This is a genomic window from Mesorhizobium sp. WSM3879 (assembly GCF_002294915.1).
Classification (GTDB): Bacteria; Pseudomonadota; Alphaproteobacteria; order Rhizobiales; family Rhizobiaceae; genus Mesorhizobium.
In genome coordinates this window covers 21,250-36,185 of record NZ_NSFZ01000019.1, presented here as the reverse complement: position 1 = coordinate 36,185, position 14,936 = coordinate 21,250, and the positions used below count along the sequence as shown (strand labels likewise).

General features: G+C 58.3%; 15 protein-coding genes and 1 pseudogene. 9 read left to right on the top strand and 7 right to left on the bottom strand.

Annotated elements, in window-relative coordinates:
* Nucleotides 1-59: 59 nt before the first annotated feature.
* The gene (locus CK218_RS28175; protein ID WP_095829635.1) at nt 60-797 is read right to left on the bottom strand and encodes a hypothetical protein; all 738 of its coding nucleotides are present in this window, start codon (nt 795-797) and stop codon (nt 60-62) included.
* Nucleotides 798-1,316: 519 nt separating this feature from the next.
* Here CK218_RS28175 and CK218_RS28170 point away from each other — a divergent pair.
* The 9 genes from CK218_RS28170 (at nt 1,317) to CK218_RS31275 (ending at nt 9,382) form a co-directional block, all read left to right on the top strand.
* Entirely contained in the window at nt 1,317-1,742 is a 426-nt protein-coding gene (locus CK218_RS28170; RefSeq protein ID WP_095829634.1) for an SET domain-containing protein-lysine N-methyltransferase, read from the top strand.
* 230 nt (nt 1,743-1,972) lie between these two features.
* Nucleotides 1,973-3,451 (top strand): aldehyde dehydrogenase family protein, encoded by a 1,479-nt coding sequence (locus tag CK218_RS28165; protein WP_095829633.1) that lies wholly within the window; start codon nt 1,973-1,975, stop codon nt 3,449-3,451.
* A 183-nt stretch (nt 3,452-3,634) separates the two neighbouring features.
* Nucleotides 3,635-4,804, top strand: a complete 1,170-nt coding sequence (locus tag CK218_RS28160; protein WP_095829632.1) for a Xaa-Pro peptidase family protein — start codon at nt 3,635-3,637, stop codon at nt 4,802-4,804.
* Nucleotides 4,805-4,999: 195 nt separating this feature from the next.
* Nucleotides 5,000-5,884, top strand: a complete 885-nt coding sequence (gene ehuB, locus CK218_RS28155) for an ectoine/hydroxyectoine ABC transporter substrate-binding protein EhuB (protein ID WP_095829631.1) — start codon at nt 5,000-5,002, stop codon at nt 5,882-5,884.
* A gap of 77 nt (nt 5,885-5,961) precedes the next feature.
* Nucleotides 5,962-6,633 carry an ectoine/hydroxyectoine ABC transporter permease subunit EhuC gene (gene ehuC / locus CK218_RS28150; RefSeq protein WP_095829630.1) on the top strand — a complete coding sequence of 224 codons (672 nt, stop codon included), beginning with the start codon at nt 5,962-5,964 and terminating at the stop codon, nt 6,631-6,633.
* Nucleotides 6,630-7,298 (top strand): ectoine/hydroxyectoine ABC transporter permease subunit EhuD, encoded by a 669-nt coding sequence (ehuD, locus tag CK218_RS28145; RefSeq protein ID WP_095829629.1) that lies wholly within the window; start codon nt 6,630-6,632, stop codon nt 7,296-7,298. Before ehuC ends, ehuD begins: the two co-directional genes overlap by 4 nt.
* Nucleotides 7,299-7,404: 106 nt before the next feature.
* Entirely contained in the window at nt 7,405-8,181 is a 777-nt protein-coding gene (gene ehuA / locus CK218_RS28140; RefSeq protein WP_179294629.1) for an ectoine/hydroxyectoine ABC transporter ATP-binding protein EhuA, read from the top strand.
* A 357-nt stretch (nt 8,182-8,538) separates the two neighbouring features.
* Nucleotides 8,539-9,192: an alpha/beta fold hydrolase gene (locus CK218_RS31530; protein ID WP_348628741.1), complete on the top strand. Its 654-nt coding sequence runs from the start codon at nt 8,539-8,541 to the stop codon at nt 9,190-9,192.
* On the top strand, nt 9,080-9,382 hold the full coding sequence (locus tag CK218_RS31275) for an alpha/beta hydrolase (protein WP_245435221.1): 303 nt from the start codon (nt 9,080-9,082) through the stop codon (nt 9,380-9,382). The genes CK218_RS31530 and CK218_RS31275 overlap by 113 nt, the downstream gene beginning before the upstream one ends.
* 147 nt (nt 9,383-9,529) lie before the next feature.
* Here CK218_RS31275 and CK218_RS31270 read toward each other — a convergent pair whose 3' ends face one another.
* The 6 genes and pseudogenes from CK218_RS31270 to CK218_RS28115 form a co-directional block, all read right to left on the bottom strand.
* Complete coding sequence (locus tag CK218_RS31270) at nt 9,530-9,937, bottom strand: M20/M25/M40 family metallo-hydrolase (protein ID WP_245435220.1); 408 nt, start codon at nt 9,935-9,937, stop codon at nt 9,530-9,532.
* A complete protein-coding gene (locus CK218_RS31265) occupies nt 9,877-10,179 on the bottom strand; it encodes a peptidase dimerization domain-containing protein (RefSeq protein WP_245435230.1) in 303 nt (100 codons plus the stop codon). The genes CK218_RS31270 and CK218_RS31265 overlap by 61 nt, the downstream gene beginning before the upstream one ends.
* Nucleotides 10,180-10,371: 192 nt before the next feature.
* Nucleotides 10,372-10,455, bottom strand: coding sequence for a hypothetical protein (locus CK218_RS31525; protein ID WP_348628742.1), 84 nt, complete (start codon nt 10,453-10,455; stop codon nt 10,372-10,374).
* Nucleotides 10,456-10,741: 286 nt separating this feature from the next.
* A pseudogene (locus CK218_RS28125) lies at nt 10,742-11,854 on the bottom strand (M24 family metallopeptidase).
* Between the two features lie 277 nt (nt 11,855-12,131).
* Entirely contained in the window at nt 12,132-13,109 is a 978-nt protein-coding gene (locus CK218_RS28120) for a GlxA family transcriptional regulator (RefSeq protein ID WP_245435229.1), read from the bottom strand.
* Between the two features lie 418 nt (nt 13,110-13,527).
* A complete protein-coding gene (locus CK218_RS28115; RefSeq protein WP_095829626.1) occupies nt 13,528-14,931 on the bottom strand; it encodes an aspartate aminotransferase family protein in 1,404 nt (467 codons plus the stop codon).
* Between the last annotated feature and the right edge of the window lie 5 nt (nt 14,932-14,936).

Sequence of the window (14,936 nt, the reverse complement as noted above, 5' to 3'; positions counted from 1 at the left end):
CCTCGTGGATCGTCCAGCTTCTCGAGATCTTCACTCCGCAAGAATGTGCTAGCTCTTATTTAGGAATGCCGGCTACGCGTGTGCTCAACAGCAGAAGGCTCTAGCGCCTTAGCCACGGTGACTTTAATGAGCCGGGACAATTCGCGTCGCGTTAGCCAAACAAGCCAATCATCCTCTTCGATTCCTCGGTCAGGTAAACTCAAAATGGCCCCGTTCGCCTCTCGGTGGAGATAGCCATACTGATCGGCAACGCCCTTCTCAACTGACCAAGTAGGGACAAGGGCATAAATGAAATCGGGTGACCATTTCACCCACGCCAGCCCAAATGCAATACCCGCAAACGTTCTCGATAACCCCTGCCCCCTAAAATCCTGTCGGAGCCATATATCGCCGTGATAAGCTACTAGTCGAGTTATCTTTTGAGCGGTGGGTGCCCGGCAAATGCATGAGGAGCCTGAGCCGGCGAGGCTCTTTGGATTTGCGTAGAAGGCTTTCAATGACTCTAGGTGTCTAGCCAAGTTGGTGGTCGTCAAATCGTCCACGCGAAGTGCCTGAACATGCGCTACTTTGCCAGATCGGTCTTCTCCGACGATCCAAAACGCACGACCACCGACAAGCTGAGAACAATCTGGGCGGAAGTTCGGGTCTGTGCGGGCCTTTCCGGCAATGCTCGCAGTAATCTCAGCGTATTCCTCGAAATTCTCACCCATCCTGAATAGCAAACCACAATTGCGAGCTGCGTGATCAAGCAGAGAGATGTATTTTGATGCGACAAGAATTGTAATGTGATCACTCATTTACCAGTTCCTCGCGTTGAGGCCCTTTTCTCTAGAGCAGCCATGGACTCAACCTGTCCCCGTCCGCCGCCTTAACGCAAATCACCGGCGCAGAGAATCGAAGTCAGGTTTCGAGGTGTCCATGCGAGGCCAGCGACAGGGACGGTCAGAAGCCGGTGCGTCAGCACGATAAGTCTTACGGACCTGAGAATCACCCACGCGTTTTGGTAGGTCTCACCAAAGAGGAATACGGACTACATAGTGCCTTGGCTTTGTCCGGCAGAAGACGCGCTGTCGTCCCAGCAATGTGTCGGCTTTTTTAGCGAGGAGCTGCGTCGTTGTGAGGTAGCCCGTATGAGAGGCATGGTGCCGATAGTGAAACTTGGATTTGCCGCGCCTGACACAGCGATCCTCCTAGGCGGAGTGCGGATCGCCCCTCGTCGTCGACTTCTTTGAAGGCAGCTAAAGCGGGCCGGGAGCTGCGACTCGCCCTAGTGAACACAACGTGAGGAACGTTCCATCACCAAGGAGGAACCAGAGATGGTCGACAGGATCTTTGATCGTTGCAATGCAGTGTATATTAAAAACGTTCCCTGCAAAGGTCGCGGCGTGTTTGCAAATGTTCAATTCAAGGCGGGGGATGTAATTGATCGCGCCCCGACATGGGGATTCGAAAGCGATGAAGCAAAAATCTTGAATAGTACAGGATTGCTCGAATATTACTTTGTGAGAGATGATCTTGGCCAGCGAGAAGGATCTAATAGGGTGATAGGTTACGTTGTCTTCGGTTTCATCTCATTAGTGAATCATTCCTCGAACCCAAACGCAGAAACAATCTGGACTGATGGAGACGCCGGCGCGTGGGCGAGTCTTGTCGCAATAAAAGACATAATCGTGGACGAAGAAATTACTCATCGCTATAAGAATATCTCGGATTATCCTTCAACGGTCAAATTCATCGAATGAGCGCGAAGATGATGCGCGGCGATACCAGTGCCTCTCACCGACCTAACGTGCGGATGAGCTTCAGGCAACGCAAAGCGCTCTCCACGTGTAGCGGCCACCCTTGTCGATCGTGACCGGCGTAAAGGTTAAGCCAAGGCCTTCAATGCCATCGGGCGTCAACCCAATCCGCCCGAGGAGGTCACTACGTCAAGCAGCGGCACGCGCCGATGAGATGTCGAAAGAGGGCTAGAATGGCCAACGCAGAGGTGATCAGAAATTACATCGATGGCAAGTGGCGGGATTCCCTGTCCGGTACACGGATCGAGGTCGATGACCCCTCGAATGCCGAAACGATTGCCGTCGTAGCAGAAGCAGGGCCAGAAGATGTCGAAGTCGCCGTTGCTGCCGCTCATCGCGTCTTTCGCGACCGCGTTCTGATAGATATGCACCCCTATGATCGTGGACGAATGCTGTTTCGCGTTGCTGACGCACTCGAAGCCCGAAGCGAGCAGATCGCGACAATTAATTGCGCCGAGACGGGGAAGGCGCTGGATCTCGCCCATGACGAAGTTCGAACCGCCATTAGATACCTGAGGTACTATGGTGGCCTGGCCGACAAGCTCGAAGGTCGTTCGATCCCGCGTGGGGCCAATTTAGTCGACTACACTATCAGAAGTCCTTTCGGCGTGTCCGCCCAGATCGTCCCGTGGAACGGTCCACTAGAGCTGACGGCGCGTTCGTTGGCGTGCGCCATCGCAACCGGCAACTCCGTGGTGGTGAAGTCACCCGAACTGGCTCCGCTGTCCGGAATTGAAATCGCACGCGCCTGCGAGACCGCGGGGCTGCCTGCCGGGGCAGTCAATGTGCTCAGCGGCTACGGGCAAACGGCAGGCCAGTCGCTGATCAACCATCCCGATGTTCGTCACATCGTCTTCACGGGCTCGATGGCAACCGGGCGGATGGTCCTCAAGAACGCATCGGACCGTCTAGTGCCCTGTATCATGGAACTGGGAGGCAAGTCGGCTGCGGTTGTGTATTCTGATGCCGATCTTGACGGCGTTGTAGAAGCGGTGCGCATCGGGAGCTTTCTAAATGCCGGCCAGAATTGCAATAACCTTACTCGACTGCTTGTGGAACGTTCTATTGCCGACGAACTAGTAGAGAAAGTGAAGGTCTGCGTCGAAGGAATGTCGGTTGGTCCAGGACGCGAGAACTTCGAAATCACCCCCTTGATCTCGCAAAAGCAGCGACACGGAGTCGAACGAGCCTGCCAGATAGCCCTCTCGCAAGGGGCACGGCTTGTGACCGGCGGAACTGCAGTTTCTGAGCGGAGCGGCTATTTCATGGCGGCCACGGTTTTTGCCGATGTTGGGCAAGAGACTAGCCTCTTCCAGAGAGAAGTTTTCGGCCCTGTTCTTGCCGTCACTGCGTTCGATGATCCGGCAATGGCGGTCGATCTCGCGAACGGCACCGATCTGGGCTTGGCTGCGGGCGTGTTCACGCGGGATATTGACCGAGCCCTCTGGACGGCCGATCTGCTTTGGGCTGGCCAAGTGTACGTGAACGGTTGGTACGTCGGCGGCGTCGAGACGCCGTTCGGTGGAGTAAAACAGTCCGGCTACGGCAGGGAGAAGGGTGGGGAAGCACTGGATGGCTACGTTCAGACCAGAAACGTCGGCATCCGGATCTCGCAACCATCGAGCACCAGGAAGCAGAGGCGCGCAAAATGACATGGTCGACCGTCATTGCATGTAATGCTCAGCCAGTCCGCAAGTGTTGCTGCGGAGAGTAAGTCCGTGTCCATCTGTTGAATTGCAAGGCGAGATCGATGGCAATGTAGGGCTGTGCTCATCCAGTGAAAGGCGCACGAGCCATGGCCAGACACACTCTGAGGCACGTCATAGGAGTTGGTAATGCAAGTATTCAAAGGCCCGCAGGTATTCCCGCGCTCGGAATATATGTGCAGGATTGACGCGGTGAAAACCAGGATGGCTGAGCGTGATGTCGCGGCGGTTGTCATCACAGACAACGCACATATAACTTACCTCACGGGGTCGGTTGCTCGCTCTTATGACGCACGTGGTCTTGTCATCCTGGCCTCGCGGGAAGAGCCGGTCTTCATCCTGCGCTGGATGGACGTTGCTGCCGCCGTCCAGGAAACGTTCATGGCACGTGACAACATCATAGGCTACTCAGAAGATTTGATGGGTGACCCGGACAAGGATGGTCACGATGCGGTGATTGACTTCCTGTTGGATCAGGGACTGGGGCAGTGCAGCATTGGGTTCGAGCTGTGCAACTTGACGCTCTACTCGGGTGAAAAGTTCAGGTGCCGTTTGCCGCAGGCCCGCATGCATGACTTTTCGACCGTGGTACCCCGAATCCGCACGCTTAAGTCGGATCTTGAGATTAGCGTCATGCGCGAAGCGGCTGCCATTTCGGACGCAGGTGTGCTCAGGGCGGCCGAAGTTATGCGCCCCGGCATGCGGGAGGCAGATGCCATCGCCGAAATTGTCGGGACGCTCGCCCGTGGAGCGAACGGCAAGCCCGGAACTTGGATCGCAACGCCCTTCCTCAGCGCCACGTCTCGAATTGGAAATCCGCATACCACCTGGAGCGAGGACACCCTCCGGGAAGGTTCACAGGTCAATCTCGAAATAGCTGGCGTCCGACATGACTACCACGCTCCGATCTGCCGGACCTATATCCTGGACAAACCGTCCGACCGCTTGCTGCGTATCCATGAAGCCCAACTCGCCGGCCTCGAGGCGGGGCTGAATGTAATCCGCGCCGGCGCCGTGAGCGGAGAAGTGGCCAAAGTGATTCACAGCACGACTGAGAAGCACGGGTTCAAGAAGCGGTCGCGCGCCGGATACTCCATCGGTATCAACTGGATGGAAAATACGACCAGCCTCAAGTTGGGCGATACCACGGTTCTTGAGCCTAACATGACCTTCCACTTGCACCTAGGTTCTTGGGTCGAGGAGGACTTCGGCTATGTGCTTAGCGAAAGCATTCGCATCACCGAATCCGGCGTCGAGGTTCTTACAAAGGCGCCGCGTCAACTTTTCATATTGGAATGAGCGCGAAGTGGACACTGAGTGGCCCGGTATCAACGGTGGGCAAGTTGGATCTAACCCGGTTTACCGAGGCGCAATTAAGCTCGCATAGCAAGGGACCCGCATCATAACTGGTAGTCTATCTCGACGGATGGATATGAATTCGCTCACGGTGCGTGCTGGTGTGGCCAGCGGCTAGAAGGAACGGAGGAATTACTTATGAACAAGTGGCAATGCGTTGAGCACAGGGGTGATGTTTTCAGGCGCGCTGTTCTGAAGGGTACGGCTGCTTTGGGTGTGGCGGCGCTGGCAACCGCCTGGTTCGCCGGTTCCGCCTTGGCGCAGACACTACTCGAGAAGATCAAGAGCGGAAGGACGATCCGGATCGGATTCTCCAACACTCCTCCGTCGGCCTACCCGGGCAAAAGCAATGAGCCGCTCGGCTTCTTCAACGTCATCACGCTCAACATCCTTAAGAAGCTCGGCACGACCAAGGTCGAGCCGATTGTCGCGGAATGGGGGTCGCTCATTCCTGGCCTGCAGGCGGGCCGCTTCGACATCATCACTGGCGGCATGTACATCCTGCCCGAGCGCTGCCGTAACGTGCTGTTCTCCGAACCGATCGGAAAGTTTACCGAGGGCCTGCTTGTTCCGAAGGGCAACCCTGAAGATCTGCACTCCTTCGGCGATATCCGTGACAAGGGTCTAACGTTGGTCACCGCCGCCGGCTACGAGACGGTTAAGACCGCCAAAAACGGCGGCATTCCGGAAAATCGTATCATGCAGGTCGCCGGCCCGGCCGAAATCCTGCAGGCGGTGAAAGCCGGCCGCGCGGCAGGGGGCTCGGCCTTCTATTTCACCGTGAAGCACCTCGCCGACAAGGACGCCAGCGTCGAAATGGCCGATCCGTTCAGCCCGTCGGAAAAGCCCGGCTACTCCGGTATCGCCTTCCTGCCCAATCAGCAGGTTGAGGTCGACGCCTTCAACAAGGCGTTGAAGGACTATATCGGCTCAGACGAGATGATGAAGTTGGTTGGCAAATACGGCTACACCAAAATCCACCTTCCGGACGCCACCACGACCGCCGAGCTCTGCAAGGGGTAAGGCCCGGCTTCAGCCGTCTTCCACACCTTAGCGCCTCCCGGTCTTGGCCGGGCAGGCGCTCGGCGGAGAGCAAGGACATGAATGAATTGGCGCTTGGCTTCAGCGCGGCGTCGCTCGTCAAGGGCGCTATGACCACGCTTATCATAACCGTCGGCGCATCTCTGGTTGCGATCGTACTCGGGCTGATCGCCGGCTTACTCCGGGTCTCTCCCCTTTGGCCGCTGCGCTGGTTTGCGGTTGGCTATATCGAATTCTTCCGCGGAACTTCGCTCCTCGTGCAGGTGTACTTGATGTTCTTTGTGCTGCCGATCTTCGGCGTCGCCCTAGCGCCGTGGACCGTCGCCATCTTTGGCATCGGCATGAACGTCTCCGCCTACGGCGCCGAGCTGGTGCGCGCCGCCATCCAGGCCGTCGACGGCGGCCAGTATGAAGCTTGCATCGCGCTCAACTTCCCACGGCTGACCATGATGCGCCGCATCGTGTTGCCGCAGGCGGTCCGGATCATGCTGCCGCCCTGGGGCAACCTGCTGATCGAGCTGCTTAAGTCGACCTCGCTCATTTTCTTCATCACCATCACCGAGCTTACTGCCGCCTCCAAGCTGGCAGCCGACGCCACCGGCAACTACCTGCTGTTCTTCGCGGTGGCACTGTTTGGATACTACGTAATCGCACGCGCCCTGATCACGCCTTTCGTGCGATGGCTGGAGCGTCGCCTATCAAGTGGCTTCGTGCGGCGAGTGCTGTCATGAACACATGGGACTGGACCTACGTGTGGGAAGCGTTGCCGTACCTTTGCCGCGGCGCGATTATCACGGTTCAGGCTACACTGCTCGGCTTCGCGATCGCGCTAGTGCTGGGCCTGGTCTTGGCGCTGATCCGCCAGTCGCCGAACCGCTACGTGTCCAAAGCCCTGGCGGAAATCGTGGAGTTCATCCGCTCCACGCCGCTGCTGCTGCAGGTTTTCTTCATCTATTTCGTGGGACCGCAGTACGGTATCGTCATCCCCGCCTGGATGGCTGGTATCGGCGTGCTCGGCATCCACTACGCGACGTATTGCTCTGAGGTGTATCGTGCCGGCATCCTGGCGGTGAAAGAAGGCCAGTGGGAGGCCTGCACGGCTCTCAACCTGTCGCGGCAACGAGCCTGGCACGCCATCATCCTGCCGCAAGCAATCCCGCCCATCGTGCCCGGCCTGGGCAACTACTTTGTCGGTATGTTCAAGGAAACGCCGACATTAGCGGCCGTCGCGATCCTGGAGATGTTGCAGCAGGCGAAGAAGTTCGGGGCCGAGCACTACCGTTATACCGAGGCCATAATCATGGCCGGCTTCTTCTTTCTCGTGTTCAGCTTGGTCGCTTCCGCCATTCTGCAATTGGTTAGCCTGTGGCTCAACCGCCGCTATCATTTGCAGTAGGAGATCCGTCGTGAAAGAGCCGGGAATCAGATTCGATAACATCCCAAAACGCTATGGGGCGATGACCGTGCCGGACAATCCCGACATCCCGTGCAAGGGGAAGGTCATGAACGAACCCATCGTCCGCTTCGAGAACGTCACAAAACGCTACGGCGAGCTGACGGTGCTTAACAAACTCAATCTCAACATCGCCCGCGCCGAGAAAGTTAGCATCATCGGCCCTTCTGGGTCGGGCAAGACCACGGTGCTGCGCATGCTGATGACGCTCGAGCGCATCAACGGGGGGGTGATATGGGTCGACGGTGAGCCGCTGACGCACGTGCAGAAGAGGGGGCAGATGGTGCTGGCGAGCGATCGGCATCTCAGGCGGGTGCGCGGCAAGATCGGCATGGTCTTTCAGCACTTTAATCTTTTCCCGCACATGACCGCGCTGCAAAACTGCATGGAGGCGCCGGTTTCCGTGCTCGGGCTACCGAAGAAGGAAGCTGAGACGCGCGCCGCCGACCTGCTCGAGATGGTGGGGCTCAGCGAAAAGAAGAATCACTTCCCGATCCAACTTTCCGGGGGACAGAAGCAGCGCGTGGCGATCGCTCGTGCGCTGGCCATGCGGCCCAAGGTAATGCTGTTCGACGAAGTGACATCGGCGCTCGATCCGGAGCTGATCGGGGAGGTGCTCAGCGTCATCCGCAAGCTCGGCGCCGAGCATGACCTCACTATGCTGATGGTCACGCACCAGATGGGCTTCGCAAAGGAATTCTCCGACCGGGTCTGTTTCTTATACGACGGCGAGATCATCGAGCAGGGCCCGCCCGACCAGCTCTTAGGCAATCCGCAGAACGAGCGGACGCGGCAGTTCCTCAGCGCCGTACTGGAGGCGAAATAACGGCGCCGCCTTAGATTGGGGGACGGTAGAAGCCCGACCACGCCATTCTCACCCCGGCCGTAAACGGCGGCGCGGCTCACTGAGTTCAGGCGGTGTGATTGAGACGGATGTTGCCATGTCTCGCTATAAGCCGTCGCTCGGCCCTTGCTGCTGCTGACATCGCCCCATCCGCGCAGGTGTTACAAGCCGACCTGATCCCGGCCAGTTCTTCCGTTTTGCTGCTCATCAGTTCGCGCCTTTCGGTCGTCTAATTGCAATAGCGAGATGCCTTGTCTCGCTGATAGAAGATGATTGCGCAAAGGCGTCCCAGTGACGCTGGTATCCTCACAAGTAAGCGGTCCGCTCGCGAGAAAACCAATGATTACTCAACACCGCATATCCGTTGGCGATATCGCGACCTCATATTGCGAGGCCGGAGCCGGGAGCCCATTGTATGTCTACACGGGAGATTCGTCGCGGAGGGAAGAGTTCCTTTGTGCGGCAGTTGAACGGCTGTCCGACCAGTTAGAGTGGTCGCGGCTTCCCAGCTCCACTTCGGTGGGACGGATTATCCCGCTGATCACAATACATCAACCACCTGGGTCGTGTGGATCACGTGCTTGGCTTCACCGAAGCGCGGGATTGAAGCAGATCACGTTGGTGGGTAATTCAGAAGGATCATTCGTCGCCGCGCGGGTCGCGATTGTGCGTCCCGACATTGTTTCCAAGCTCGTGCTGCTGACCGCCAACTCCGTATCACCAGCGCTTGGAGACGACCGTGACGATGCTTGGATGCAGACCTGCCAGCAGGCCTGCGACTATTCGGGACCGATGCCGAACGAACAGGAATACGTTAGTAGATGGTGGAAAGGCCCCCGCGCCTGTGGGCAGGATGTGGAAGACGCGAAGCGAGAGGCCTGTGGGCGAGCTGCGGCCATCGGACAATGGAGTTATTCCAGGAGCTGCCCGAAGAAGAAACCAATATGCGCCTCTAGTTGCGCTACAACAAAGATACATCTTCCCTTACCTTGATCGGCTTCAGTCCGAGACGTTGATTATCTGGTCCAAGGACGACCCAACCGTAACGCCGGAACAAGGGCTGAAGCTGGCAAGGCTGATCAGGAATTCGGATTTCCACCTGCTGCACAATGCAGCGCATGCCATTCACATCGATCAGAGCGAAGCTGTCAACCCTCCATTTTGCTCTACAGCCAACTTCTGAAGTTCCATTGTTCCACCTGAATTCGAGAAGTTACTGTCGCAAGGTTTGCTGCACCTCGCGGCAGCACATGCGGCTTCAGCCGATCGGCGGAGCCCGTCAGCATTGTCACGCACGAGCCGCGAAGTGGTTGTAGTCAATACAAGGGAATTAGGCGAGGGGGTATCCTGGGCCGCAATGCTTATTCCGGCGGGCTAGCACTACCGGCATCAAGAAATTTCGGGCAGCGTTGCAGAGAACACCAGCGCCTGTCGACAGCGCCTGTTCATCGACTCGCAATCGCGGATTGTGAAGTGGATAGACCGCTCCGACCTCCTCGTTGCGGATGCCGAGCCGGAAATAGACTGACGCGCACTTCCGGCTGTAGAAGGCGAAATCATCGGCTGCGGTCCAGCCCGGCGCATTCAGCATATTGTCCTGCCCCAGCAGGCCGGCACCGGTTCGGCGGATGATCTCGACCACGTCAAGGTCGTTGATGACCGGTGGTTCACCAGGCCTCAGGTCCACCTCCGCACCGGCATTGTCACTTGAAGCGACGCCCTCCGCGATCTGCAGCAACCTCTTCCTCGCATGCTGGCGGGTCGCTCCATGCCCACTGCGCCTTTCAGCCTCGCCTCGGCGGCGACCACATTGTAAGTGCCGCCGCCGCCTGCGATGCCGGTGATAGAGACGACCAGCGGGTCAATACGGTCGATCTCGCGCGACACGATCTTCTGCAGCTCTATCACTATCGAGCAGGCGATGGCGATGGCGTCGGCGCCTTCGGACGGTTTTGCCGCATGCGCGGAATTGCCGGTGATGGTGATGTCGAAAATATCGCAGGCAAGCGTGTACGGCCCCGCGCCGATCGCTATCTTTCCGGTCGCGGTATAGGGATCGACCTGGATGCCGATCGCCGCGTCGACGTCGTCCAGCAGCCCTTCCTCTATGACTCGGCGGCCGTCGAGCGGTTCCTCCTCTTCCGCGGGCTGAATAAGATTCTGACGGTGCCGCTAAAACGACTGCTTCTGGCGCTCCAGAAGAACGCTGGCCGCATAGCCGATCGCTGTATGAGCGTCGTGGCCGCAGGCGTGCATGACGCCCGGACGCTCAGAGCTGTACGGCACGCCCGAGGCTTTCCGTGATCGGTAGCGCGTCGATGTCGGCACGGATCACGATTTTGCGGTTCGAGCGACCTGGCCGCACCGACAATATCGAGGGCGAGACCGAAGCCGGCCGGGCCTGATTCCGCTCAGCCCGGCGTCTTCCAGCACCTGTCTCAGAAAGGCCTGGGTCTCGCTCTCGTCGTTCGAGAGCTCCGGATTGCGGTGGAGGTGGCTCATCCGGCGCTCCAGCGCGGCATCCATCAATACCTTGCCGGTATCAGCATTTGACATGGATCTCTCCCCGGAAGCTGGTCAGCGTTTCGCAGCCGTCGGCGGTGACGAGGATAGTTTCGCTCATTCGATGCCCCAGCCATCCATCCACATACCGAGGATGGAATGAAGGACGTTGCCCGGCTTCAAAATCGCCTTGTCGCCCTGGCGCAGGCTGATCGTGTGTTCACCCCAGTCTGGCGGATAAGCGGCCCCGATGAAATAGCCGATGCGGGACTTCTTCTCTGGGCCGTAACGCTGGATGACCTTGCGCCAGCTCGCCTCGACGTCTTGCGCCACAACACCCGGCTTGATCGCAGCGAGGACGGCCTCCATGCCTTCCAGCACGGCCCTGCCGGTGTCGTTGACCTTGGCAGGCATGGCCCCCAGCTGAAGCGTCCGCGCCAGCCCGGCGGCGTAGCGGCGCACAACCCCGGCGAGTTCGAGTGCGACGGTTTCCTTGTCGCCAAAGCGGCGGTCGCTCCACATGATATGCGCCGCCGAGGCGTTTTCGCCGCCCAATATGGTCGGCAGGAGGGCAGTGGTGTCACCAGCGAAATCCGGCGAGCCGGCTATCTGGGCGGCCTGGAGCTTGGCGACTGCGTCGCACTCGCGCATACCTGGCGCAATCACATCATAGGCCGCGGTGACCGCCGCCTCGGCAAGGCGCGAGGCTTTGCGGAGATAGCCGATCTCGGCGTCCGACTTGACGCTGCGGATCCAGTTCACCAGAAGGTCGGCATCGTGGAAGATGGCATTGGGCAGGCCCGCGGTCAGACTCGCGTGCGCCTTAGCGGAATAGTAGTAGGCCTCGAGCTCGATGCCGTATTGCCGCGTACCCAGCCCTTTCTTTCGATCCAGGCAGCAATCCAGTCCATTGAATGGCGGTCAGGCCTCTGGACATGATCTTCCGGAAATCCGACAACGTTCTCGGGCTTCATCCATGCGGTCAACAGCCCGCCCGCGGCATCCATGGCGCGACCGATCCACACCGGCTCCTCGCTGGCGAGCGGCACCAGGACCATTTGCGCGTGTAAAACGACCAGCCGTCACTGGCGGTGATGGAGTGCTGGTTGGCGACATCGTTGACAATCAGCAGGTCAAGGTTGCGGCGCGCCATTTCGGCGCGGATGGCGGAAAGCTTGCTGCGGTATTCGCTAAGCGCAAAGGCAATTGGATCATATTGAACTATCCTATTCTATGTGCCGCGAGTGTGTTCGCGGCCAGTTCTAGTAACGGCTGGGCCGAGCCGGCTTGCAACGGGACAATGGTCAAGAGATGATCGAAAGCCGGAGTCACGGTGAACTCTGGTTCCCCGGCTGGTATTCTGACACCAAATGGAGCTCCATGCTCTATCTAGAAAAACATGCGGCCCGGAGAAACATTGCCGCGCTCTCCTAATGGCAGTTAGGCCTTCTTTCGCTACTTAGCCTCTGATCGATTTGCCGGATTCTATTTTCCGACCCGTTCGACCGCATTTTTTCTCGTTGGTAAACTGGCAATCGTGTTTGATGCGGCGCGCATCCGTAAGCATCCCGATACGCTTTTGAGAAATGCGATGCAGAGACAAAGCCGCAAGCCATCGCGATTTCGACGACTGGCAGACGCGAGCTGATGAGCAGAAGGTGCGCACGTTCCAGACGAAGATCCAAATAATAGCGGCTCGGAGAACATCCCAGTTCCCGTCTAAACAGCCGCTCGATTTGACGGCGGGATAGGCCGGCTGACTCCACAAGTTCGTCCAATAGCACTGGCTCCGTGAGGTTAGCCTCCATCTCCTCGATCACCTTAATCACCGCCTGATGGTTAAGTTGCACCCGAGAATGAAGAGGCAGTCGTTGGCGGTCACCCGCCGAACGGGTCCTATACGCGATAGCTTTTTCGCAAATACGATTGACGACTATCGTCCCATGATGGCGGTCAACAAACTCCAGAAACATGTCAAAGGGGGCGCCCCCCCCGGCGCATGTGTATAGATCCCCATCCCGCTCGAACGCGGTCTGAGTGGCTACCACATCTAGGAACCGCTCAGAGAATGTAGGAAACTGCTCCCAGTGAACCGCGCAGCGCCGCCCTTCTGCAAGTCCCGCCCGAGCAAGGACAACCGTACCACTACTTATCGCTACGAGGCTGCCGCGGCGGTTGCGACACTCTCGTACCCAAGCATCAAGCTGTTTGTGCGGACTTGGAGTATTGCGGCCGCCGACGATCACGACCGCTGGTGCTGAGCTCAATCGACGGATTCTTTCACGTTCGAAGGACAATGAAGAATCGGCGCAAACGGACAGCCCGCAACTTGAGGATGCAGGTTGCCCGTCGTCTGAAATGACCTGCCACCTATACACGTCCCGCCCTAACACCTCGTTGGCGAGCATCAACGCTTCTACTGCCGACGAGAAGGCCTGGAGCGAAAAGGCCGGTAGGAGGTAAAAGCAGAAATTTCGGCAAGTAGACTGTGAGTCTAGCATTTCCGGGGCTCCCTTTCTCCTAGCCTGATCTGTCGTGCTTCCAGCGGCACCATGCGAAACTGCGCGACGACTCCTTCGTCGGGGACCGGAGCAGTATGCAAAATGCCTGTCGACGTGTTCGACGGCATTCTGGCGAAATCGTTGCTAGCTGCGTCGAAAGCTCGATCGCGCCGGGTTCCGACGAGGGTGCTCCCGCAAAGTGCACTTGTTCTCCCTACTTGCCTCGCCACACCGTGACCGCTCGATAGAGCGCCCAGGCTGCGCCTGCGAACGTTGGGCATGTTTTTCACTGCGGCCTGACATCTCAAGCTCACTGTCGTTCGCCTCAGATGTTAAGCCGGTCTCGCGTGAGCTCATCCATAACGAGGCGCACAGCACTTTCGGCGATGCCAACGATTTCTTCGGCTTCAGCCTTGGTTGTCACCAAGGGAGGGGCGAAGCCCAGAATGTCACCCTGCGGCATGGCGCGTGCGATAAGACCGCGTTCACGCGCTGCCTTCGAAATTCGTGCACCAACCTTGAGCGTGGGATCAAAACGCCTTTTCTTGTCCCGATCGGTCACGAACTCGATTGCCCCCATGAGCCCGACGCCGCGCACTTCGCCGACGATCGGCAACTGCCCGAATTTCTCCTTCAGCAGCGCTTGGAAGAATGCACCGACCTCGCGAGCGTTCCCCGGAAGGTCCTCTTTCTCAACGATGTCCAGCACCGCGTTGGCTGCGGCAGCCCCGATCGGATGCCCTGAGTAGGTGTAACCATGAGAGAATGCTCCGACCTTGTCTGCCCCATCCTCCAGGACGTTGTAGATGTTTTCACCGACGATTGCCGCGGAAAGTGGGAAATAGGCCGAAGTCAGACCCTTTGCGATCGTGATGAGGTCTGGCTCAATGCCGTAATGATGCGAGCCGAACATCGAGCCAGTCCGGCCAAAGCCGGTTATGACTTCGTCTGCAATGAGCAGCACATCGTGGTTCTTGAGAACGGCTTGGACTGCCTCCCAATAGCCTTCCGGCGGAGGTGTGATGCCGCCAGTGCCGAGCACCGGCTCGCCGATGAAGGCGCCAACGTTGTCCGGGCCTAGGCGTTCGATCAGCTGATCAAGCTCCTCGGCGCGCCGCGCTGAAAATTCGCGTTCGGACTCGCCTGGGATGGCGCCCCAGTAGTGATGCGGAACACCGGTGTGAACGATCTGCGGGAGCGGCAGGTCCATGTGGTCGTGATAAAAGCTCATGCCCGTCATTGAGCCAGACACGACGCTGCAGCCGTGATAGCCGCGTTCACGCGAGATGATCTTCTTCTTGTTCGGCTTGCCACGCAGATTGTTGTAGTACCAGACGAGCTTGGCCTGGGTCTCGTTCGCATCCGACCCGGACATGCCGTAGAACACCTTGCTCATCTTGCCTGGCGCCATCTTGACGAGGCGATCGGACAGGATCGCAAGCTCGTCGGTCGTGTGGGCAGCGTAGGAATGGTAGTAGGCGAGCCGGAAAGCCTGGCGGGAAATCGCTTCGGCGACTTCGCTGCGGCCGTACCCGACGTTGACGCAATAAAGGCCGGCGAACCCGTCGATTAGTTGGTTGCCATGTGCATCTTGGATGCGAATGCCTTTGCCCGTCTCGACGATGGTAGGATCGCCGAGCTTGCCGGTGGCAAAATCCTTCAGCTGCGTGAAAGGATGCAGGACAGCGTTTCTATCCTTCTCGCAGATGTCCTTGATGTCGATGGTCATACGCT